We start from the raw sequence: 22,725 nt of genomic DNA, 5'->3' as shown, positions 1-22,725 counted from the left end.
GGGGGGGCCCCCGCCTCCGGCTGGGCGCGCGGCGCCCCCCCCCCCCCCCCGCGCGCCCCCCCCCCCCCCCCCCCCCCCCCCCCACCGACCCAGCCATAGACCCACAAAAGCCCCGACGCACTTGTTCCTCAGAACTTCGCGTTCAACGACACCCAGTAGCTGCGACGCTGGTCCTTGGTCGCGTAATCGTCCACGCAGTTGTACTCGCTGTCGCTGATCAACACGCACGACTGCGACACGAAGTTCTTGTCGAACAGATTGTTGACCCGCGCATTGAGCGTCAGCCGACGGTTGATGTTCCAGCTGCCACCCAGGTGGAAGATCGTGTAGTCCTCGTAGTAGCGCACCTGCGAGGTGCTCACCCCGCCCACGTTGCCCACCAGCGTGTCGCGGTAGCGGTCGTAACGGCCTTCGCCGATCAGCGACAGACTGATCGCATCGTTGAGCTGCCAGTTCAGGCTGGCATTGGCCATGTGCCTGGCCGGCGTGGTCGTACCGCCCACCGGCTTGCCCTTGTCCACCCCGCTGGTCTGCTCGGACCTGGTATAGGTGTAGTTGCCGCGCAGCTGCAGGCTGTCCAGCAGGTCCACGTAAGCCGCCGCTTCAACACCGCGCGTTTCGGCCTTGTCGATGTTCACGCTCTGGCTGAAAGTGCTGTAGCCCAACGCCGCCCAGCCCGGGCCCACGTCCACGCAGTACCCGCTGCCGGCCGGAGCCACTTCGCAGTTCGGGAACGTGCCGCCGCTGGCGATCTTGTCGTCGAACTTGTTGAGGAAGCCGGTGACGTTGAAGCCCCAGTCGCTGCCTTCGTAGTACGCCGCCACTTCGTAGTTGGTGCTGGTTTCCGGCTGCAGGTTCGGCGAACCCACCAGCGGCAGTACGCCTTGGCCACCAAAGCCGGTCACGCCGGGGAACAGCTGGTCCGGGCGCGGCGTCTTGTAGCCGGTGCTCACGCCGCCCTTGATCGTCCACGCGTCGCTGGCGTTCCACACCAGGTAACCGCGCGGGCTGACGTGGCTGCCGAAGATGTTGTGGTCGTCGTAACGCACGCCCACCGTGGCGGTCAGCGTGTCGGTCAGCGACCAGTTGTCCTCGGCGAACACCGACCACATCCGGTGCTGTTGCTTGACGTTGTCACGGTAGCCGGCACCGTCCATGCCGAACACGCCGTCCACCATGTCGGTGTCGTTGTACTGGCCCCCCACGGTCAGCTTGTGCGCGCCGAAGGTCATGTCCAGCATCGTGTCCAGCACGTAGCCTTCCAGCTCCATCGTGCGCAGCGGGCGCGGCAGGAACGCCTGCAGGCGGGCCTGCTCGCTGGCATTGAGCGCGGTCAGCGCATTGCCCCGGCCCGCGGCGCAGTTGGCGGCCGCGCCGGTGCGGCGGCATACGTCGTTCCACAGCGTCTGCAGGTCCGCGCGCTCATCCAGGGTCAGCGGCAGCGAGCGGCCCAGGTTGTTGCTGGTGGTGTGGGTCAGCGTGGTCTGCCAGGTGCCGAAGCTGTAGCGGCCCTGGTGGCTCAGCGCCAGCTGGTCGCGCTCGTAGCGCTGGTAGGCGGTGTAGCCCACGCGCGGCTGCACCACGCGGCGGGTGATCGTGCCGCTGCCGTTCGGGTTGGGAAGGGTCGCATTGCCCACGCGCCACAGGCTGGCGGCACTGTCCAGGGTGCCGGTCTGGCCTTCGCTGTTGTCGTACTTCTGGCGCGAGACGTCGTAGTCCAGGCTCAGGTCGTGGTCGTCGTTGATGGTCCAGTTCAAGCGCAGGCCGGTGTTCCAGTTGGTGTTGGCCACCGCCTTGCCGCCACCGCCGAAGCCGATGCTGCGTTCCCACAGCGTGCCGTCCGGCAGCGGCAGGTCGTCCCATTCCGGGTTGGAGGCCTTGGCGTCGTAGTAGCTGCCGCGCACTGCCAGGGCCAGGCGGTCCTTGAGCAACGGGCCGGTCAGGTACACGTCGGTGGTGCGTGCATCGCCGAACTGGTCGTCCTGCTGCACGGTGAAGCCCTGGGTGACCGAGCCGTGCCAGCTGTCCTGGTTGCGCCGGGTGATGATGTTGATCACCCCGCCCATCGCATCGGAGCCATACAGGGTGGACATCGGGCCGCGCACCACTTCGATGCGGTCGATCGCATCCAGCGGCGGCAGGTAGGCGAACTGGCCGCCGCCGAAGTTGTTCGGGTACAGCTGGCCCACGTTGCTCTGGCGGCGACCGTCGATCAGCACCAGGGTGTATTCGGAGGGCATGCCGCGCATCGAGATGGTGGCGCGGCCGTTCTTGTCGGTGGTTTCCATGCCCACGTCGATGCCTTCCACGTCGCGCAGCGCATCCACCAGGCTGGTGTACGGGCGCTTGCTCAGTTCCTCGCGGCTGACCACGCTGATGCTGGCCGGGGCGTCGGTGATTTTCTGCTCGAAGCCGGCGGCAGTGACCACCACCTTGTCCAGCGTGGTCGGCGCGCCGGCAGCGGCACCGTTGGCGAAGGCCGGGGCACTGAGCGCGCCGAGCAGGGCGATGCTCAGCGAGCAACGGGAAAGGGACGTGCGACGACGCTGGCGCTGGGCCATGGCAATAACCTCGAAGGAAAGCAGACGGACGCAGGCGGGCGCGGCCGGCAGGCCACGCCACGCACCACAGATCAGGAAGGAGCCCGCAGGGCGGGCAGGCAGGCGGTGATCGGCATCGACGGCGCGATGGCGCCGCAGGCGATGCGCGGGATCAGCCCTGCGGTGGCGCCTGGCCGCGCTGTACGCGCAGCCCCGGGGCCGACGGCAGCGGCGTGGCCGGCGCCGAATCAACAGACGGCGATACCTGCGGCGGCAACGCGATCAGGGTGGCCATCAATGCACCCAGTGCATCCACCGGTTCGGGCAGCGGCGGCAGCGGCCTGCTTGCCGCCCGCGCGCTCGCCACCCGGCGCAGTTTGGCCGGTGCGTCTTCCTGCGGTGCGGTTTCGCCGCCGCCGGCGGGGCGTTCTTCCACCGGCATCTGCAGCACCACGGCGGTGCTGCCAGGTACGGCGTGTTCCAGCACCGGCAGGCCGGTGAACAGCATCGCCAGCAGGGCCAGCCAGGCCAGCACGCTCGCCAACGCCGGACGCTGCCCGCGCATGGCGGGGGCGAAGCTGCGGTGGCGGTGCGGGTGGCGCAAGGGGGGTTTCCCGGCTCTGGACAATCGGCGAAGGGGGACACGGATGTCCCGCGCCACGCGCACGAAGGCGTGGCGCGGCGGATTGTAGTGAGATACGTTTGCGGACGCAAATAGGAATGATTTGCGAATAGGCGACTTGCCGATGGATCCGCCTACGGGCGCTCTACCAGGGCCCGGATCTGCGGGTGTGGTGACGCCGCCAGCGAGGGGCGCAGGTGGGCGAGGAATGCCGGGCTGCCATGACTGAGCGCGCGCTGCAGCCAGTCGGCCGCCCCATCGACATCCCCGGCGGCAAGCAGCAGGGAGGCATGGCTGGCCTGTCCGCGGAAGTCGCCGGCTTCGGCCGAGCGCCGGTACCAGGCCGGCGCCGCGGCGGGATCGGCGGCTACGCCCACGCCGTCTTCCAGGCAACGCCCGACCAGGTTCATCGATTTGGCATGGCCGGCGCGCGCGGCCTGCAGGTACAGCGCAAACGCGGCGGCGTCGTCGCGCGGCAGGCCGCGGCCGGTGCCGAGCAGGTTGGCCAGGTTGTATAGGCCCCAGTCCAGCCCATGGTTGGCGGCCTTGCGGTACCAGACCGCTGCCAGCGCCAGGTTGAGCGGGGTGCCGGTGCCGAGTTCGTGGCAACGCCCGAGCATGTTCATGGCCAGGGCCAGGCCACCGTTGGCGGCGCGCTCGAACCAGAGCACGGCTGCGGCGGCATCGGGCGCGATGCCGCGTCCTTCCATCCGGGCCTGGCCGAGCAGGAACTGCGCCTGCGGGTCGCCGCGCTGGGCGGTGGCGTCCAGCGTGGCGAGTGCGGCGGCCGGATCGTGCTGCAACTGGTCAGCCAGTGCCGCCACGTCGAGCGCTGGCAGTGCGGGCTCAGACATCGGCCCATTGCCGCAGCAGGTTGTGGTACACGCCGGTCAGGTTGACCAGCGCGGGGTGTTCGGGGTGGTCGTGGGTGAGGCGGCGGATCGAGGTATCCAGATCCCACATCAGGCGCCGCTGGCCATCGTCGCGCAGCATGCTCTGGATCCAGAAGAATGAGGCCAGCCGCGCGCCGGCGGTGACCGCGGTGACCTGGTGCAGGCTGGTGCCGGGGTACAGCACCATGTGCCCGGCCGGGAGTTTCACCCGCTGGTTGCCGTAGGTGTCTTCGATGACCAGTTCGCCGCCCTCGTACTCGTCCGGGTCGCTCAGGAACAAGGTGGCCGACAGGTCGGTGCGCACCGGTTGCGGTTGGCCGGCCGCGCTGTAGTCGTAGCGAACGGCGTTGTCGACATGGAAGCCGAAGTTCTGCCCGGGCTGGTAGCAGTTGAACAGCGGCGGAAAGATGCGCCGCGGCAATGCGGCGGAAAAGAAGGTGCTGTTGCGGCCGAGTGCCTCCAGGATGGCCGAACCGACCGCCCGTGCGACCGGATCGGACTCGGGCAACTGCAGATTGTGCTTGGCCTGCGCGGACTGGTAGCCGGCGGTCAGGCGCCCGTCGGTCCAGCCGGCCGTGGCCAACTGCCTGCGGGCCAGGGTGACCTGGTCGGCGGTGAGGACGTCGGGGATGTGCAGCAGCATGATCGGCTCCAGCCCCTCCCGCACCGGGGTGCGGGAGGGAACGTATCGCTTAGAACTTGAAGTTGAAGGCCAGCGTGGCCGAACGGCCCGGTGCGATGGCGGCGTAGTGCGAAGCGTACGCCTTGGTGAAGTAGGTTTTGTTGGTCAGGTTCTGCACGTTCAATTGCAGGCTGTAGCGCGGGTTGAAGGCGTAGCCGACCATCGCGTCCCAGCGGGTGTAGGACGGCACCCACTTGGTGTTGTTGACGTTGCCGTAGACCTTGCCCACGTAGTTGGCACCGGCGCCCAGGCTGAGCCCTTCCACGAACGACGGCGACCAGGTGGTCCACAGGCTGGCGCTGTGCTTGGCGGTATTGGGGAAGGCATTGCCGTTGAAGGGCGAGGCGGTCCAGACCGGGGCGGCGGTGGTGCCGGTGTTGACGAAGCCGTTGTCTTCGACCACGGCGTCCAGGTAGGTGTAACCACCGAACACCTGCCAGCCGTCCACGATGGTGCCACTGAAGCCGATCTCGGCACCCTTGACCTTCTTGCGCCCGGCATTCTGGGTGGTACCCGCATCGCTGACCACGCGTGCGTTGGTCATTTCCGTTTCAAAGATCGCACCGGTCAACGACAGACGCGCATCCAGCAGGTCCCACTTGGTGCCCAGCTCGATGTTGCGGCTGCGCTGCGGGTCCAGGTCCTGGATGGTGGCGGTGATACCGTCGGCACCGTCGCCGCCGTCCACGCCAACCGGGGTGGAGGAGGTGCCCCACGACAGGTAGATGCTGCCGTTCTGCGTCGGCTTGAACACCAGCCCGGCCTGGCCGTTCCAGAACGAGGTGTCGTTGCGCAGGTGCTGCGCGTTGGCCGCCGCGGTCGGGGTGAACAGGTGCACGTTGTAGTCGTCGAAGCGCGCGCCCAGGTTCAGCATCCACTGCTCGCTGAAGCTGATGGTGTCGAACACATATGCCGACTTGGTGCGGGTGGTCTGGCGCACGTCGTTGAGCGGGTTGCTGCGGGTGACCGTGTGGCTGGCCGACCACGGATCGTGCGGGTTCGGGTTGGTCAGGTCGGTGCAGTTGTAACCAGTGGCCGCGCCGGTGGTGGGGCAGCTCTGGTTGCCGGTGAGCGGGTTGTTGGTGCCGCCGGTGGTCTGGCCATTCGGGCGCACCACATCGCCGATCACGAAGTTGCCGCGCACGGTTTTTTCGCTGCTGTACTCCACGCCCGCGTTGAAGCTGTGACGCAGCGGCCCGGTCTCGATCTCGCCGGTGACGCTGGTCTGGTTGACGACGCTGTCGGTCTGGGTGGCGCGCGAGTTGGTGCGGCGCCAGACGGTGCCGAACAGGTTCGGGTTGCCCTTGCTGTCGTCCGGCTGGGTCCACAGGTAGTCGTTGCGGGTGTCACCGTAGCGGGTGATATTGCGCAGCACGATGCCGCCAAAATCATGCGACAGGTTCAAGGTGGTGATGTCGGCGCGGGTCTTCTGGAAGTCGCGGTCGACCAGGCCGTAGAACGCGTCGCGATTGGTCACGATCGGGCTGCCGTCGCCATTCAACGGCAGGTTCGGGCCGCTCGCGAACGGGTTGTTGTACGGGAAGCCGCCGGCATCCGGCAGGTCGTCGGTTTCCATGTGGTAGTGGCTGATCACCGCCTGGGTCGGACCGTTCAGGCCGAATGCCAGCGACGGGGCGATGCCCCAGCGGCTGCTGTTGACTTCATCGCGGCCGGCCACGTCGGCGTCGTGCTTCATCAGGTTCACGCGCGCGGCGATGCCATCGCCGATCACCTGGTTGGCATCCAGCGTGCCGCGGTAGTAGTTGTCGGTGCCGGCGGCCAGCGAGCCCTGCACGAAGTTGTCCAGCTTCGGGGTCTTGCTGACCAGGCTGATGGTGCCACCGGCCGAGCCGCGCCCGGAGTAGGCCGAGCTGGGGCCCTTGACCACGTCGATCTGCTCGATGGCGAACACTTCACGGGTCTGGCTGCCGGCGTCGCGGATGCCGTCCACATAGATGTCCGAGGCCGAATCGAAGCCGCGGATGAAGGGCCGGTCGCCGGTCGGGTTGCCGCCTTCGCCGGCGCCGAAGGTGATGCCCGGCACGGTGCGCAGCGCATCCAGCAGGGTGGTGGCGGCGGTCTGCTCGATCACCTGCTGGGAAATCACGCTGACCGACTTCGGGGTGTCCAGCAGCGGCGCGGTGAACTTGGACGATTGCGCGCGCACGCGTTCGGCATGCACGTCCACGCCGTCCAGTTCAGTCGCGCGCTGCGGGTCGGCGGCGGTATCGGTTTCGGCGTGGGCGAGGGCGGGCGCGGCGATGGCCAGCAGCAGGGCGGACGACAACGGGGTCGGGCGGACGGTCATGGGCATTCCTGAAGGTGCGGACGCCGCCGCATGGCCGGAAAAGGCGGTCGCGGCGGGGAGGTAAGGAGAACGGAAGAGGAAACGCAGCGAAAAGGCGTGGCCGCTGGCTGCGCGACGCGCAGGCAGGGCCGGGCCACCACGCGGGGCGTGGCAGCGGGATCAGGCGTGGGGAGGGGCGTGGCCGGGGTTGAGCCGCAGCGACGGTTCCATCCGCTGCCAGCGCAGCGCATCGGCCGGCCACAGCGGCACTACCGCCACCCAGGCGGTGCGGCGCAGGCGCAGGGTCATGCCGTGGGCGCTGGTGTCGGGATCGGTTCCGCCTTCAGTGGCAGAAGGCGGTTCACTTGCCGGGGGTTCCGGGCAGGGGGCCGGTGCCTGCGGCATCGCGGCTGGGGCATCGGCCGGCGACAGGGCCATCACGGGCAGCGCTGCGGCCTGGGGTGCCAGCGGGACGCCGGCGCGTGCGTCGCTCAGCCAGCCCGCAGCCAGCAGCACCACGCAGAGCGTGGCCCACAGGGCAGCAACACCGACGGCGGAACGGGTGGCGGACACAGGGTACCGGGCAGGCGCGGCCGGGCGGCCGCGGCGCACATGGTAATGCTAGCGATTCGCATTTTCAAAACACCGCTGTTCAGTCGCGGTCGTCGCGGGCCCACACCCCGTTGTGTTCGCGCTTGACCGGGAACCTGGCCACCGGCGAATAGGCCGGGGCGCACAGGGCGCGGCCATCGCGGATGTCGAAGCGGGCGCCGTGCAGCACGCACTCGATGCTGGCCTCGGCGGTATCAAAGGTGCCCGAGGACAGCTCGAATTCGTCGTGGGTGCACTGGTCTTCCAGGGCGTACAGCTCGCCGTCCAGGTTGAACACCACGATCGGGGTGCCGGTGACCTCGTCGAACGTGCTTTTCATCTCGCCCGGCAGCAGGTCGGCGCTGGCGCAGACGAAGGTCCAGGTGTCGCTCACGCCGGGACCACCAGCGGCTTTTCCAGGATCTCGAAGCGCAGGTCGTCGCGCTTGGGGATGCCGAAGCGCTCGTCGCCATAGGGGAACGGCTTCTTGATGCCGGTGCGTGCGTAGCCACGACGTTCGTAGAAGGCGATCAGCTCCTCGCGCACGTCGATCACGGTCATCTGCATCACCGGCACGCCCCATTCGCGGGCGGCGTGGGCCTCGGCGGCGTCCATCATCTGCTTGCCGATGCCGCCCCCCTGCTGGGTGGGGTCGACCGAGAACATGCCGAAATAGCCCTTGCCGTTGTCGTCGGCTACGTGCGCGCAGGCGGCCAGCTGGCCCTCGCGCTCGGCCAGCAGGATGGTCGAACGCGGCTTGGCCAGGTCGGCCTGCAGGCCCTGCGCGTCGATGCGGGCGCCGTCCAGCAGGTCGGCTTCGGTGGTCCAGCCGGCGCGGCTGGCGTCGCCGCGATAGGCCGAGGTGACCAGGGCGATCAGGGCGGGGATGTCGGCGGCAGTGGCCGCGCGGAAGGTCAGGGTGCTCATGCCGGCATTTTATGGCGCTTGGATGCTTCCTGCGAGAGGCGCTGCGTTCTCATCGAAATTGGCGGATAGGTGACGGGCATCCCTAACTTTGCCTGAATACGACCGTCAGCGTGTGCTAGTTTCGCAGTGGTGGTGGCAGGCAGTGCTGCCCACTGAGCGACAGAAGCTCATTCAACAGGAAGTGTCTGGAAATCAAGGACGAAACGCTAATGTTCAACAGAATAATCGGTGCTGCAGCCGCTATCGTGGGACTCTGTGCAGCGCCGACTACCATCGTGCGAGCGGCAGTCAGCCAAGTCCCACAGGTATGGACAACCAATGTGGTCGCCGGAGAGTTTCCGTCCGAGCAGGCGGCACTAAGCGCGGTAAGGGCGCAGGGAGGTGTTTATGCCCTCGCCGAGCGTGTACAGCGAATTGAGCAGTCCGGTAGTTCAACCATCTATGTATACGGCGCCATTCCTCGTCCTCCAGTAATCGGAAACTGGACGTATACGATGCAGCACGCCCAGTCCAACCCCCACGCAAGTTTGGAAGCTGCGATTGACTCGGTTAAGGCCGCTTTTGACGCCAATGGCAAAGATTGTCCCCTGAAGACGATTGTTGAGCCGCGCGCGGGTTGGCACGATTCTGGATTGTGGTACAGCGGGGATAGTTGGCAAGAGACAAGGCAGTACGACGCCCAAATCTCGATTCCGCCAAGCTGCCCTCGCGGATGGATTCCTGCTCAGGTACTTCGAGAGCGCGTGGTGAAGTGCCCGGAGTACATGGACTGGGACCATGATCAGAAGGCGTGCACGCGTAAAGCGGTCGCTAAACTATCCACCCGCCCCATGTTCTGCCAAGCCAACGATCTTCAGCACAATCCATGCAACGTAAACACCGGCGATAAATATCAATCTGAAATTGATTTCGCGTTGCCCTGGATTAGCTTCGTCAGACACTACCATTCGTCGCACTCTACGCCAAATTCTGCACTCGGCCCGGCTTGGACGCACGAGTTGGCTCAGCAGCTATACGTATCAACCTCGTCTTACGCTGCTCTGGTCAAAGGCAATGGCGATGTGCTGCCCTTCCATGAAGGCGAGGCCGTCGACGGATCAGGATGGCGGATCGCTATATCCAACGGAAAGTACGAGGTGGTAACCCCGAAGACGATATTTCGATTCGAGTCAAACCGCTTGTTTCAGGTCGAGGATGTAGAGCGCGGAACGCTAAATCTGACTTACGATGGAACCGGCAGACTGACCCGAGTGCGTCACGCTACCGGCCGAAGCGCCACCTTTGAGTACGACAACGCCTCACAGGGTGGGCAGGGGCAGTTGACGGCTGTGAGGGTTGAGGGCGTTCTGCTGGTGGGCTATGCCTATGACAGTGATGGCCGGCTTGTGTCTGCCGTGTATCCAGACGCCACCTTTCGAGAGTACCAGTATGAGGATTCCCGGTTTCCAAGCCACCTGACCGGCATTATCGACGAGTCCGGCGTACGGTATAGCTCCTATGAGTACAATGTGGATGGACTCGTCACAGTCTCAAAACATGCCGATGATACGTATCGCGGAGAATTTGCATACCAGGCCGATGGGTCAACAGTCTTCACTGATCCAAACGGTCGGCGTCAAACATTCTGGTTCAACTCCGATGGAGCCTATAGGAAAGTTTCAAGAATCGCTGACTCACGTGGCGAGGAGTCGATACGATACGCAGCATCTGGAGACGACTTCCGGCGTCGACCTCTAGAGCGAGTGAGTAGGATGGGAGCTCGCTCCACCTACGCCTACTCCCTAACCTCTGACTCTGCTCTTGGTCAGGTGCTTCTGACCAAGACCACTGAAGCTGCGGGGACGCCGGACGCGCGGATATCGCAGGAGTGGGTGCAGGTGAGTTCCGGGCGCACAACGCGTTCTCAGCGAGGCAATCGGTCGTTGGATACCAGATACAATGGTCGCGGACAGCCGGTTTCGTTTACCGAGTCATACACTGGCTCTCAAGATGCCCGAGTCACATCGATCAAATACTGTGAAGCCGCGGACATCGGTGCGGGCGCTTGCCCTGTGCTGGGATTGATGATGTCGATAGACGGGCCTAGGTCAGACGTCGTTGATGTAACCCGATTCATCTATCGCGATGCTGATGAGCCTGGCTGTGGCATCAATTTGGTTTGCTCCTATCGCAAAGGCGATCTCTGGAAGACGGTCAACGCCCTTGGGCAGTACGCCGAGGTTCTGAGTTACGATTTCGCCGGTCGCGTAACTGCCATCCGTGACATCAACGGAGTGACTTCGCATTTTGGCTTTGACTTGAGGGGTAGGCCATCTGCCGTAACCATTGCTGGGCCGGATGGTACCAGTAATGGCGAACATTCGCGTACCGAAATTAAGTATCTGCCGACGGGTCTGATCAGCGAGGTCTCGCGGAATGATGGCGAGTCCGTAGCGTTTGCATATGACCCTGCACATCGATTGATTTCAGTGGGCGCTGCTGGAGATGGTGTCGTGGAGTTTGTGCTTGATGATGCGGGCAACAGGCTGAAAGAGGATGGAAGAGATCGACTTGGAAACTTGGTGCGCACGTTGTCCAAGACATACGATGAATTTGGGAGGTTGCGGGCAAGCTCAGATGCCAGTTTGAACTCGACGATCCACCGCTATGACTCTAGCGACAATCTTGAGGGAGTGACGGATGCACTCGGGCGGGTCTTCAGGCTTGAGCATGATCCACTGGGACGCCCTGTCCGCGCTTGGTCGGATCTTGAAGGTGTAGCAGCTGAAATTCTGTACAGCTACAATGAATTCGATGAGCTGTCCGGTGTGGTTGACCCCAAAGGGTTGAGAACGTCCTACACCTACGATGGATTTGGCCACCTGACGGGGCAGGTGAGCCCCGACACAGGTAGTACGAAATTCGCTACGGATACTGCCGGTAATCTTAGGACACGTACAGACGCGCGCGGCATCCAGACTGCCTACCACTACGACGCTCTCAACCGTCTGATAGGCATTGCCTACCCCGATCCGAACTTGGATATTGGCTATACCTACGATGTTGCGCCTGAATACTGCGCGGCAGACGAGCGCTTCGCAAAAGGCCGATTGGGAACCGTCTTGTATGCATCAGGACGCACTTCATACTGCTATGACCGCTTCGGGCAGGTGGTTCGGAAAACGCAGCTTGTCGATGGGGTCACGACTATGCTGCACTTCGCCTACACGAAGTTTGGTCGGCTGGATGCAGTTACCTACCCGGATGGGAGTGTGGTCGATTACGTTCGCGACGCCCAAGGTCATGTGCGCGAAGTAGGACTTAGTCGGCTCGGAAAAGGTCGCAAGGTTGTCGTCAGTGAGGTGACACATGCGCCTTTCGGCCCTCCCACTGGTTGGACGTATGGCAATGGCCGTCGATTGCATCGCCCGTTTGATCTCAACTATTGGCCAGAGGCTGTGCATGACGCATCTGCAGGCGGTCTATCGATTGGTTTCGGCTATGACGCTGTCGGCTCGATCACCAACCTCAAGAACGGTGTCGGCACCTCCATACTGGCAAGTTATGGCTACGACGCGTTGGGGCGCTTGACCGAGACCCGTGACGGCGACACTAGCGTGCCTATTGAGGCCTATACCTACGATGCGACCGGCAACCGAACCTCACTTACGACGGCGTCGGGAACCACGAGCTACATCTACCCGGCAGACAGTCACCACTTGGTGTCGGTGGCGGGGGAGGTTCGCATCTACAATGCTGCAGGAAACACCGTGAGCATCGGCGCCAAGGAATTCGAATACAACGATGCCAATCGCATGAGCGCGGTTAAACAGGCGGGGGTTGTGGTCGAAAAGTATAGTTACAACCATCGGGGTGAGCGTGTCCTGCGCGAGCCTCTGTCGGGAAACGCCCAGGTCACCCTGTATGACGAAGCCGGGCAGTGGATCGGCAACTATGACGCGGCGGGTCACCCACTGCAGCAAGCAATCTGGTTGGACAACTACCCGATTGCGTTGATCAATGCGCCGAGCGCTGGGGTGCCGGAAGTAGCCTACGTGCAACCGGACCACTTGGGTACGCCGCGGGTGGTGATCGATCCGATCCGTGACGTGGCGATCTGGGAGTGGAGCAGCAAGGGGGAGGCGTTTGGTAACCAGTTGCCGAATACGGACGCGGATGGGGACGGAGCTTCCTTCGAGGTGGCGCTGCGCTTTCCGGGGCAACAGGCCACGGACGCTAGCGGGATGTTCTACAACTACCAACGGGATTACGACCCGGCGGTGGGGCGGTATTCACAGAGTGATCCTGTTGGGCTGGCTGGGGGCATAAGTACATACTCGTATGTGGGCGGGGCTCCGCTTTCCTATGTTGATCCATTCGGTCTGCTGAGATATCACGCTTGGGTTCAATCAAAGTACCCCAATACTGTTGCCTACCTGAACGAGATGAGGGGTCGCATGACCAAGAGGAAATACGACGGATTCGAGTACTTCGGTAAAATAGGGCGACGTCATCTCGACCGACTTCTCGAGCCCTGCGTAGGTCCGGTGATAACGCCGATGAATATGCGCCATGATCATGGTAGATACACTCCCGGCGGTGGTGAGATATATATACATGAGAGCTACTTTGATAGATTCGAAGCTGGCGATAGGGCATATGATTTATTGAGTAATTTCAATCGAACTATCGAGCATGAGCTGGTGCACTTTGCCGAGAATTTCTGGAACAGAGATAAGTATCGCGGCGAGGAGGGCTGGGGCTATGAAAAGTATGTCTATGGAGAAGATATTCCGGTGCTTGATTGATAGTTTCTTGGTGGTAACATTGATGCTGCTGGTAACCGTACTGGCTGGGTGCTCCCGGATGAACGGTGCGGACTCGCCTGAAAAGTGCAGCTCTGACGCCATCGAAGTTATCAAGGCGTTGGCTGCAAACCCCGATTTCAATAAGTATGCCGGTGACCACTTCAACTCTGCGGAAATAACCGTTCTTTGGGATTCAATGCCTCGCAGTGCGAAAATTTGCAAAGAAGAGAATTTTAATATCAATTTTGTCAGGTCTTCGTCAAATTTTGATAGAAAGTCCATGTTCATATATATAGAAAAAATGTACATTGATGAGGATGCTGCTTTCGTAGAGGTTGGTTTCCCTCCAACTGGAAAGAACGGAGATGCTCTCTTGCGAAAGAGGTCGGGTGTCTGGATTGTTAATCAATCGAGTTTGTGGGAGAACTAACTTGGTCTCTTGCCCATCGCGTTATAGTTGGTTGCGGGCGGAAATCCAGGAATGGCCGTCGCTGATCAAATCGATTCGGGTTTGGAAATTCGGGCAGCAGCGACCAACAAACGGTGGACAGCGCCAGCAACCGCCTTGGAGGAGGACACCGGCGGCGCCCTTCGCCGGACGCTGGCCGCGTCTACAACAATCTGGGCCAGCAGACCTCGCTCAAGGATGCGGGTGACAACGCCGGCGGCAATTGCACCGCGCTGACTACGGCGGTGGGCACCGTCAGCTACACCTATCCAGTGGACAGCCACCGCCTGCCCGCCGTGGATGGCGGAGCACGCAACCACGATTCAGCCGGCAACACGGTCGGAATCGACCGCCGCGAGTTCGTCCGCAATGCCGCCAACCGCATGGGCGCGATCAAGCAGGGCGGGGCGATGATGGAAAGCTACGGCTACAACCACCGTTGCGAGCGCGTGCTGCGCGCACCGGCATCCGGCGATGCACAGCTCACCTTGTACGACGAATCCGGGCAGTGGATCGGCAGCTACAGGGCCACCGGCCAGCCGCAGCAGCAGTCAATCTGGCTGGACAACCACCCGATTGCCTTGATCAGCCCGTCAAGCTCCGGCGTACCCGAACTTGCCACGTGCAGCCCGATCACCCGGCACCCCGCGCGTGGTGATTGACGCGGCGCGTGATGGCGATATGGGAGTGGAGCAGCAAAGGTGAGGCGTTTGGGAACCAGTTGCCGAATATGGACGCGGATGGGGACGGGGCTGCCTTCGAGGTGGCGCTGCGCTTCCCGGGGCAAGAGGCCACGGACACTGGTGGGATGTTTCACAACTACCAATGGGATTACGACCCGGCGGTCGGGCGGTATTCGCGGAGTGATCCGATTGGTCTGTCTGGCGGAATATCGACATACGGCAACGTGGAAGGTCGCCCCTTTCTTGGTGAATGACATGTGGCCTTTCGCTCCAGCCGTAAACAGATGGCAGGAATGGATGGCTCCTCTCACCGCATGAAAAACTCCACCGGGAACGACAGTTCCACCGGTGCCGGGCGGTCCTCCGGCACCTTGGGCAGCGGCGCGGCGCGGCGGAAGGTCTCCAACGCGGCCTGGTCCAGCAACGGGAAGCCGGAGGTGGCTTCCAGCGAGAGCGCCAGCAGGCTGCCGTCGCGGCCCACGCTGACCCGCAGTTGGGCGATGCCTTCCTGGCGACGCGCGCGCGCGGCGTTGGGGTAACGCCGGAAGCGCTCGAGGCGCGCCATTACCCGGCCCTCCCAGCTGTCGCGACCGGGCGTGGCTTCGCTGGGGCCGGCGGGTAGCGGAGGGCTGGGCGGTGCGGCGGCGACCGAGGCTTCCTGCTGCTGGGGCGCGGGGGAATCGGGCGTGGGCTGCGGTGGCGTGGGCGGGGGAATGACCCAGTTGGCGGTGGCGCGCGGCGGTGTCTGCGGCAACGGGCGCGGCGGTTCGGGTTTCTGCTTGAGCACTGCGGCGGCACTGCTGGGGGTGGGGGCGACGATCTCTTCCAGCGGGACTTCCGGCGCACGCGGCGGCAGCAGGATCAGCTGGGTCCGCTCGGCCGGCGGTGGCGGCAGGTCAGCCGCCGAATAGGCCTGCGTCCAGAGCAGGGCCACGAAGAGGCCGACATGGGCCAGCACCGTGATGCCGGCCGCGAGGACACGCGCATGACGTTCGACGAACGCAGGCGGGCGGGGCGACCACGGCAGACCGACGGGCGGCTGGCCCGTGCAAAGGAGAGGGGACGGCATCGCCAAGTGCGCAAATGAGAAGTGTTCGCATTATCGCATTGTCGGGCCGCCGGTGGCGCGTTGGGCTACGCTGCCCCGATCGCGTTGGGCCACCAGGGGGCAGGAATGGACGTGTCGGGGGTGCTGATGGCCGTGGTACTGGCAGTGCAGGGTGCAGGTGCCCCGGTCGACAAGGGGCTGGATCTGGCCGGGACCTACGGCAATGTCTGCGTGCACCCGGAAAGTGGCGACCTGTTGGGTATCGAGCTGTTCTTTCCCGGCGCGGCCGACCCGGGACACGCCCGGCTACGGCATTACGAAGGCGCCGGCTTGGCGCCGGAGCGTCTGGTCATGGGCACGCGCGGTGCGGCGGTGTACCTGTACGCCAGCGACGGCACTGTGGTGATGGTGGTACGCCGGCAGGGGGCGGCCCTGCAGGTGACCCACCTGGCGGGCTCGCAGGCGTCCTCCGGTGGTGATCGGGAGACCTTGGTGACGGTGACGCGGCGTGGCGGCGACGGCACCCGGCCGGTATGCCGCTAGCGGCGGGACCGCCGGAACGCAGAACGCCGCGATCTCTCGCGGCGTTCCGGGTACCCAGCGTTGGGGGTGATGTCAGCCCAGCAGCTTGCGCACCTTGTTCAACGCGGTGATGAAGCGCTCGATCTCGTCGTGCGTGTTGTAGAACGCCAGCGACGCACGGCAGGTTGCCGCCACCCCGTAGTACTGCAGCAGCGGGTGCGCGCAATGCTGGCCCGACCGCACCGCCACGCCTTCCAGGTCCAGCAGGGTGGCCAGGTCGTGCGAGTGGGCGCCTTCGATCAGGAACGAGACCACCGCCGCCTTGTCCGGCGTGGTGCCGAAGATGCGCAGGCCGTCGATCTTGCCCAGCTCTTCGTTGAAGTGCGCCAGCAGCTCGGTTTCGCGCGTTTCCACGTGGTCCAAGCCGAGCGATTCGAGGTAGTCCACCGCCACGCCCAGGCCGATGAAACCGGCGATGTTCGGGGTGCCGGCTTCGAACTTGTGCGGGGCATCGTTGAACACGGTGCCCTCGAAGCTCACTTCCTTGATCATCTCGCCGCCCCCGATGAACGGCGGCATCGCCTCGAGGTGCTCGCGACGTGCCCACAGTGCGCCCGTGCCGGTGGGGCCGCACATCTTGTGGCCGGTGATGGCATAGAAGTCGCAGCCGATCGCGGCCACGTCCACCTTGCGGTGCGGTACGGCCTGCGAGCCGTCGACCACGGTGATGATGCCGCGCTTGCGCGCTTCCCGGCAGATCTCGCGGACCGGGTTGACCGTGCCCAGCACGTTGGACACGTGCGCCACGGCGAGCAGCTTGACCTCGGCGGTCATCGCACGGCGCAGGGCGTCCAGGTCGAGCGCGCCGTCGGGGGTGATCTCGGCTACGCGGATCGTGGCGCCGGTACGCTCGGCCACCAGCTGCCACGGCACGATGTTGGCATGGTGCTCCATGCGCGACACCAGGATCACATCGCCGGCCTTCAACCGCGGCAAGGCCCACGAATAGGCCACCAGGTTGAGCGCAAAGGTGGTGCCGCTGCACAGCACCAGTTCGCTGGCGCGCACGTTGAGGAAGCGCGCCAGCTTGCTGCGCGCGCCTTCGTAGGCATCGGTGGCCTCGGTGCCCAGCGCATGTACCGCGCGGCTCACGTTGGCGTTGTAGCGGCGGTAGAACTCATCCACCGCGCCAATGACCTGCACCGGCTTCTGGCCGGTGTTGGCATTGTCGAAGTACACCAGCGGCTTGCCGTGCACTTCGCGCATCAACAGCGGGAAGTCCAGGCGGACGCGGTCCCAGTCCGGGGCCACCGCGGTATCGGGGGCCGGGCGCGCGGTGGAGAGGTTCATGCCACGCCTGCCTGGGCCAGTGCGATGTCGAGCTGGCGGCGCAGCTGTTCGGTCAGGCGGGCGTCCAGTGCGTTCAGCGGTTCGTGGCAGAACGCCGCGCTGAGCAGCTGCTGGGCCTGGTCGGCGGCCAACCCGCGCGAGCGCAGGTAGAACAGGGCGTTGGCATCGAGCTGGCCGACGGTGGCACCGTGGGCGGCCTTCACTTCGTCGGCGTCGATCACCAGCGTGGGCTGGGTATCGATCTCGGCATCGGCCGACAGCAGCAGGTTCTTGTTGGACAGGTTGGCATCGGTGCCATCGGCGCCGGCGCGGATGTGGATGCCGCCATGGAACACCACGCGGCTGCGGTTGGCCGCCACGCCACGCCACAGCATCTGCGAGCTGGTGTCGCGCGCGATGTGCTCGATGCCCAGGCGGGTATCCACGTGGCGGCGGCCATTGCCCAGCAACACGCCGTTGGCGGTGAGCTGGGCGTTGTCGCCCTCCAGGCGCACGTTGAGCTCGTGGCGGCTCAATGCGGCGCCCAGTTCGAGGTCGATGCGACGGTACTGCGCGTTGCGGGCGAGTACGGCGTCGGTGCGCAGCAGGGTGGTGGCGCGCCCGCTGTCGGCCTGCACGCGGGCGTGCGAGAGCACGGCGTCCTGGGCCAGGTGCACGTGCACCAGGGTGTTGCCCAGGTGCGCGGCTTCGCCCACGTGCAGGTGATGTTCGACCACGCCGAGCGCGGCGCCGGCCCGCAGTTCGATCAGGTGGCGGTGGTGCCAGGCCAGGTCGGTGTCGCCGGCCACGCTGATGAAGACCAGCTGCAGCGGCTGTTCGACCTGTGCGCCGTCGTCCACGCGCACCACCACGCCTTCATCGGCGAGGGCGGCGTTGAGGCGTGCGAACACTTCGTCGCCACGCTCGAAACGGCGGCCGAGAAAGCGCAGGGCTTCGTCGCCGGCGGCCAGCGCCGAGGACAGGGTCTGCAGCTGGATGCCGGCCGGCAGCGCGGCCACATCGCTCAGCGCTTCGGAGGGGCGGCCGTTGACGAACACCAGGCGCGGCGACGGAATGTCGGCCAGCAGCGCGGCATCGACATCGGTCGCGGCCAGCGGCGCCGGGTGGAAGCTGCGGCGTTCCAGCTGGCGCAGCGAGGTGTACTTCCAGGCTTCGGTACGCGGGCCGGGCAGGCCGGCCTGCAGGGCGGCGTCCAGTTCGGCGCGGCGCGCGTCGTTGCCGCAGAAGCCGCTGGCAAGGGAATCGAGCAGGGCGCTCATCAGACCGCTGCCTCCGGCACCACGCGGTCCTTCAGGAAGTGGTAGCCGTGGGCTTCCAGTTCCAGGGCCAGTTCCGGGCCGCCGCTCTGCACGATCTTGCCGTCGGCCAGCACGTGCACCACGTCCGGCTTGATGTAGTCGAGCAGGCGCTGGTAGTGGGTGATCACGATGAAGGAGCGGTCCGGCGAGCGCAGCGCGTTGACGCCGTCGGCCACGCTCTTGAGCGCGTCGATGTCCAGGCCCGAATCGGTTTCATCCAGGATCGCCAGCTTGGGTTCAAGCACGGCCAGCTGGAAAATCTCGTTGCGCTTCTTCTCGCCACCGGAGAAGCCTTCGTTGACGCCCCGGTGCAGCAGTTCGTCCTTCAGGTGCAGCACGGCCAGCTTCTGGCGCACCAGCTTGAGGAACTGCATCGAATCCAGTTCGTCCTCGCCGCGCGCCTTGCGCTGGGCGTTGAGCGCGGCGCGCAGGAAGTAGGTGTTGTTGACGCCGGGGATTTCCACCGGGTACTGGAAGGCCAGGAACAGGCCGGCGGCGGCGCGTTCTTCCGGCGCCAGCTCGAGCAGGTCGCGGCCTTCGAACTGCACAGTGCCTTCGCTCACGTCATAGCCGTCGCGGCCGGCCAGCACGTTGCCCAGGGTGGACTTGCCGGCGCCGTTGGGGCCCATGATGGCGTGCACCTGGCCGGGCTTCACGTCCAGGGAGAGGCCCTTGAGGATTTCCTTGTCGCCGATGCGGGCGTGGAGGTTGTCGATCTTCAGCATGATACGAATCCGGTGTAGAGCCACGCCATGCGTGGCTGAAAAATTCAAACGACGGCGGCGGTCGGGTTAACCCACAGACCCTTCCAGCGACACTTCCAGCAGCTTCTTGGCTTCCACCGCGAACTCCATGGGCAGCTCGCGGAAGACCTGCTTGCAGAAGCCGTCGACGATCATCGACACCGCGTTTTCCTGGTCGATGCCGCGGGCGCGGCAATAGAACAGCTGGTCGTCGGAGATCTTGGAGGTGGTGGCCTCGTGCTCCACCGTCGCACTCGGGTTCTTGACCTCGATGTACGGGAAGGTGTGCGCGCCGGAGGTCTTGCCGATCAGCAGCGAGTCGCACTGGGTGTAGTTGCGCGCGCCGTCGGCGTTGCGGTCCACCTTGACCAGGCCACGGTAGGTGTTCTGGCCACGCCCGGCACTGATGCCCTTGCTGACGATCTTGCTCTTGGTGCGCTTGCCGATGTGGATCATCTTGGTGCCGGTGTCGGCCTGCTGGCGATGATGGGTCAGCGCCACCGAGTGGAACTCGCCCACCGAGTCGTCGCCCAGCAGCACGCAGGACGGGTACTTCCAGGTGATCGCCGAGCCGGTTTCCACCTGGGTCCAGGTGACCTTGCTGCGCGCGCCACGGCATTCGGCACGCTTGGTGACGAAGTTGTAGATGCCGCCCACGCCGTTCTCGTCGCCCGGGTACCAGTTCTGCACCGTGGAGTACTTGATCTCGGCATCCTCCAGCGCCACCAGCTCGACCACCGCGGCGTGCAGCTGGTTCTCATCGCGCATCGGCGCGGTGCAGCCTTCCAGGTAGGACACGTACGCCTTGTCCTCGCAGATGATCAGGGTGCGCTCGAACTGGCCGGTGTGGCCGGCGTTGATGCGGAAGTAGGTGCTCAGTTCCATCGGGCAACGCACGCCCTTGGGGATGAACACGAAGCTGCCGTCGGAGAACACCGCCGAATTCAACGCGGCAAAGTAGTTGTCGCCGACCGGCACCACGGTGCCCAGGTACTGCTTGACCAGCTCCGGGTGCTCCTTGATGGCTTCGGACATCGAGCAGAAGATCACGCCCTTTTCGGCCAGTTCCTTGCGGAAGGTGGTGCCCACCGATACCGAGTCGAACACCGCATCCACGGCCACGCCGGCCAGCTTGGCGCGCTCATGCAGCGGCACGCCCAGCTTGTCGTAGGTGTCCAGCAGTTCCTTGGGCACGTCGTCCAGCGAGGCGTACTTCGGGCCCTTCGGCGCGGAGTAGTAGCTCAGCGACTGCAGGTCGATCGGGGCGATCTGCAGCTTGGCCCAGTTCGGCATCGGCATGGTCAGGAAGTGGCGGTAGGCGTCCAGGCGCCATTGCGTCATCCATTCCGGCTCGTCCTTCTTGGCCGACAGGGCACGGATGGTGTCCTCGTCCAGGCCGGGCGGGAGCGAGTCCGATTCGATATCGGTGATGAAGCCGGCCGAATACTTGCGGCCAAGCTGCTCGTGGATCTCGCGGTTGGGGGTATCGCCGGTGGCGACGGTGTCGAGGATATCGGTGGCCATGGGGGCTGCCTGTGGATCAGGAGACGACATCGGCCGCGATCACGCGGCGCGAAGCATCAACAAGGGGAAGAGGGGGCAGAATCTGCGCCAGGCTGACCGCGCGCAGTGCTTCAGACACCACGTCGTTGATCAGCCGCCAGCTGCTGCGGGCGCCGCACTGCATCTCACGCCCGCACTGGCTGTGCTCGTGGGCGCACTCGGTCAGGCCCAGCGGGCCCTCCATGGCTTCCACGATCTCGAACAGGGTGATCTGCTCGGCCGGGCGGGTCAGGCGGTAACCGCCGCGCACGCCGCGCAGGCCTTCGACCAGCCCGGCCTGGGCCAGCGGCTTGAGCAGTTTGCTGACGGTGGGCGGTTCAAGGCTGGCGAACTCGGCCAGTTCGGTCGCACTGAGCACTTCGCCCGGGCGGGCGGCGAGCACGGTCAGCACGACGGTGGCGTAATCGGTGAGTTTGGTGACGCGGAGCATGGGGAGGGTGAAATCGTAAAGCGGACTGAAATTGTACGCTTTTCTCTGCGGGCATCCAACCCACCCCGTTCAGGGGCGATCCCGGGGGACGCTGCAGGGGCTGGGCATCGCGTGGCTTTGGCAATCACAAAGATTAAGCGAGAATCGTTGCCTACCTTCCGCAACGGCCAGCCACATGCCCAAGAAGATCCAAGCCCGCAAGTCCTCCATCCACGGCAACGGCGTATTCGCGCTGGCGCCGATCAAGCAGGGCGAACGGGTCATCCAGTACAAGGGGTTGCTGCGCAGCCACGCCGATGTGGATGCCGATGATACCGGGGATGTCGAGAGCGGACACACCTTCCTGTTCACCCTGAACGACGATTACGTCATCGATGCCAACTACAAGGGCAACGACGCGCGCTGGTTGAACCACAGCTGCGACCCGAACTGCGAGGCGGTGATCGAGGAAGCCGAGGGCGACAACCGCCGCGACGACAAGGTGTTCATCGAGGCGATCAAGGACATCAAGCCAGGCGACGAGCTGACCTACAACTACGGCATCACCCTGGCCGAGCGCCACACCGCGCGCCTGAAGAAGATCTGGGAGTGCCGCTGCGGGTCGAAGAAGTGCACCGGGACGATGCTGCAGCCCAAGCGCTGATCCGGCGGCGCACACGGGGTGCCGGTGGCTGCCGGCACTGCCCACGCGCCCTGCACATGCTGGTCACTGTTGCCCAATGTGCGGCGCGGCAGACTGAAAGCTCCTTTCTACCGGAGCCTTTGCATGGCACACGCACTCAGCGGCAAGCAGGTGGCGATTCTGGCCACCGATGGTTTTGAACAGTCCGAGCTGCAGGAGCCCAAGCGCCTGCTGGAAGAGTGGGGCGCCACGGTCACGGTGATCGCACCGGGCGATGCCAGCCAGATCCGCGGCTGGAAGGGCAAGGACTGGGGCGAATCGGTGCCTGTGGATCAGGCGCTGACGGCGGCCAAACCGGATGCGTACCACGCGCTGGTGCTGCCGGGTGGGGTGATCAACCCCGACAAGCTGCGCATCGACGCGCAGGCCGTGGACTTCATCAAGGCATTTGGCGCGTCGGGCAAGCCGGTCGCGGCGATCTGCCATGGGCCGTGGCTGTTGGTGGAATCGGGGCTGGCCAAGGGCCGCGCGGTGACGTCGTGGCCGTCGCTGAAAACCGATCTGAGCAACGCAGGCGCGAAGTGGCGCGACGAAGAAGTGGTGGTGGACGGCAACCTGATCACCAGCCGCAAGCCGGACGACATTCCCGCGTTCGCCGACGCGGTGGCCAAGGCGTTGGCCGGTTGACC

Annotated in this window: 19 protein-coding genes and 1 pseudogene; 6 read left to right on the top strand and 14 right to left on the bottom strand. The window is 64.8% G+C overall.

Going from position 1 to position 22,725, the window contains the following annotated elements:
- Positions 1-128: 128 nt before the first annotated feature.
- From ABIA71_RS12885 to ABIA71_RS12850, 8 genes are all read right to left on the bottom strand, one after another.
- Positions 129-2,561 carry a TonB-dependent receptor domain-containing protein gene (locus ABIA71_RS12885; RefSeq protein ID WP_354285582.1) on the bottom strand — a complete coding sequence of 811 codons (2,433 nt, stop codon included), beginning with the start codon at positions 2,559-2,561 and terminating at the stop codon, positions 129-131.
- A 151-nt stretch (positions 2,562-2,712) separates the two neighbouring features.
- Complete coding sequence (locus ABIA71_RS12880) at positions 2,713-3,144, bottom strand: hypothetical protein (RefSeq protein WP_354285580.1); 432 nt, start codon at positions 3,142-3,144, stop codon at positions 2,713-2,715.
- A gap of 152 nt (positions 3,145-3,296) precedes the next feature.
- Positions 3,297-4,016, bottom strand: coding sequence for a tetratricopeptide repeat protein (locus ABIA71_RS12875; protein WP_354285578.1), 720 nt, complete (start codon positions 4,014-4,016; stop codon positions 3,297-3,299).
- Positions 4,009-4,698, bottom strand: coding sequence for a Fe2+-dependent dioxygenase (locus ABIA71_RS12870; RefSeq protein WP_354285576.1), 690 nt, complete (start codon positions 4,696-4,698; stop codon positions 4,009-4,011). Before ABIA71_RS12870 ends, ABIA71_RS12875 begins: the two co-directional genes overlap by 8 nt.
- Before the next feature lie 49 nt (positions 4,699-4,747).
- Positions 4,748-7,045, bottom strand: coding sequence for a TonB-dependent receptor (locus ABIA71_RS12865; RefSeq protein ID WP_354285575.1), 2,298 nt, complete (start codon positions 7,043-7,045; stop codon positions 4,748-4,750).
- 159 nt (positions 7,046-7,204) lie between these two features.
- Positions 7,205-7,597, bottom strand: a complete 393-nt coding sequence (locus ABIA71_RS12860; protein WP_354285573.1) for a hypothetical protein — start codon at positions 7,595-7,597, stop codon at positions 7,205-7,207.
- Positions 7,598-7,676: 79 nt separating this feature from the next.
- Positions 7,677-8,009, bottom strand: a complete 333-nt coding sequence (locus ABIA71_RS12855) for a non-heme iron oxygenase ferredoxin subunit (RefSeq protein ID WP_354285571.1) — start codon at positions 8,007-8,009, stop codon at positions 7,677-7,679.
- Positions 8,006-8,542 (bottom strand): GNAT family N-acetyltransferase, encoded by a 537-nt coding sequence (locus ABIA71_RS12850; protein ID WP_128097645.1) that lies wholly within the window; start codon positions 8,540-8,542, stop codon positions 8,006-8,008. Before ABIA71_RS12850 ends, ABIA71_RS12855 begins: the two co-directional genes overlap by 4 nt.
- Positions 8,543-9,306: 764 nt before the next feature.
- On the opposite strand from ABIA71_RS12850, the gene ABIA71_RS12845 reads away from it, so the two are divergent.
- The 3 genes and pseudogenes from ABIA71_RS12845 to ABIA71_RS12835 all read left to right on the top strand — a co-directional run.
- Positions 9,307-13,329 (top strand): RHS repeat-associated core domain-containing protein, encoded by a 4,023-nt coding sequence (locus ABIA71_RS12845; protein WP_354285569.1) that lies wholly within the window; start codon positions 9,307-9,309, stop codon positions 13,327-13,329.
- A gap of 22 nt (positions 13,330-13,351) precedes the next feature.
- Positions 13,352-13,759, top strand: a complete 408-nt coding sequence (locus ABIA71_RS12840) for a hypothetical protein (protein ID WP_354285567.1) — start codon at positions 13,352-13,354, stop codon at positions 13,757-13,759.
- Positions 13,760-13,941: 182 nt separating this feature from the next.
- Positions 13,942-14,699: pseudogene (locus tag ABIA71_RS12835) on the top strand (RHS repeat-associated core domain-containing protein); the annotation flags it as partial.
- 68 nt (positions 14,700-14,767) lie between these two features.
- On the opposite strand, the gene ABIA71_RS12825 reads toward ABIA71_RS12835, so the two are convergent.
- On the bottom strand, positions 14,768-15,418 hold the full coding sequence (locus ABIA71_RS12825) for an energy transducer TonB (RefSeq protein ID WP_354285562.1): 651 nt from the start codon (positions 15,416-15,418) through the stop codon (positions 14,768-14,770).
- 222 nt (positions 15,419-15,640) lie between these two features.
- On the opposite strand from ABIA71_RS12825, the gene ABIA71_RS12820 reads away from it, so the two are divergent.
- Positions 15,641-16,051 (top strand): hypothetical protein, encoded by a 411-nt coding sequence (locus ABIA71_RS12820; protein ID WP_354285560.1) that lies wholly within the window; start codon positions 15,641-15,643, stop codon positions 16,049-16,051.
- A 72-nt stretch (positions 16,052-16,123) separates the two neighbouring features.
- Here ABIA71_RS12820 and ABIA71_RS12815 read toward each other — a convergent pair whose 3' ends face one another.
- From ABIA71_RS12815 to ABIA71_RS12795, 5 genes are all read right to left on the bottom strand, one after another.
- Positions 16,124-17,380: a cysteine desulfurase gene (locus tag ABIA71_RS12815; protein WP_354285558.1), complete on the bottom strand. Its 1,257-nt coding sequence runs from the start codon at positions 17,378-17,380 to the stop codon at positions 16,124-16,126.
- Positions 17,377-18,639, bottom strand: coding sequence for a Fe-S cluster assembly protein SufD (gene sufD / locus ABIA71_RS12810; protein WP_354285556.1), 1,263 nt, complete (start codon positions 18,637-18,639; stop codon positions 17,377-17,379). The genes ABIA71_RS12815 and sufD overlap by 4 nt, the downstream gene beginning before the upstream one ends.
- Positions 18,639-19,403: a Fe-S cluster assembly ATPase SufC gene (gene sufC / locus ABIA71_RS12805; RefSeq protein WP_354285555.1), complete on the bottom strand. Its 765-nt coding sequence runs from the start codon at positions 19,401-19,403 to the stop codon at positions 18,639-18,641. Before sufC ends, sufD begins: the two co-directional genes overlap by 1 nt.
- Positions 19,404-19,469: 66 nt before the next feature.
- Positions 19,470-20,945 carry a Fe-S cluster assembly protein SufB gene (gene sufB / locus ABIA71_RS12800; protein WP_128095585.1) on the bottom strand — a complete coding sequence of 492 codons (1,476 nt, stop codon included), beginning with the start codon at positions 20,943-20,945 and terminating at the stop codon, positions 19,470-19,472.
- Between the two features lie 16 nt (positions 20,946-20,961).
- Complete coding sequence (locus ABIA71_RS12795; protein WP_038689897.1) at positions 20,962-21,414, bottom strand: SUF system Fe-S cluster assembly regulator; 453 nt, start codon at positions 21,412-21,414, stop codon at positions 20,962-20,964.
- A 175-nt stretch (positions 21,415-21,589) separates the two neighbouring features.
- Between ABIA71_RS12795 and ABIA71_RS12790 the strand changes: the two genes are divergently transcribed.
- Positions 21,590-22,057, top strand: coding sequence for an SET domain-containing protein (locus ABIA71_RS12790; RefSeq protein WP_128095586.1), 468 nt, complete (start codon positions 21,590-21,592; stop codon positions 22,055-22,057).
- A gap of 123 nt (positions 22,058-22,180) precedes the next feature.
- Complete coding sequence (locus ABIA71_RS12785; RefSeq protein WP_354285552.1) at positions 22,181-22,723, top strand: type 1 glutamine amidotransferase domain-containing protein; 543 nt, start codon at positions 22,181-22,183, stop codon at positions 22,721-22,723.
- The last annotated feature ends 2 nt before the right edge of the window (positions 22,724-22,725 follow it).

Source organism: Stenotrophomonas sp. 2619, assembly GCF_040548725.1.
Classification (GTDB): domain Bacteria; phylum Pseudomonadota; class Gammaproteobacteria; order Xanthomonadales; family Xanthomonadaceae; genus Stenotrophomonas; species Stenotrophomonas maltophilia_AP.
The sequence above is the reverse complement of the archived record's forward strand: the minus strand, read 5'-3'. Positions and strand labels throughout refer to the sequence as shown.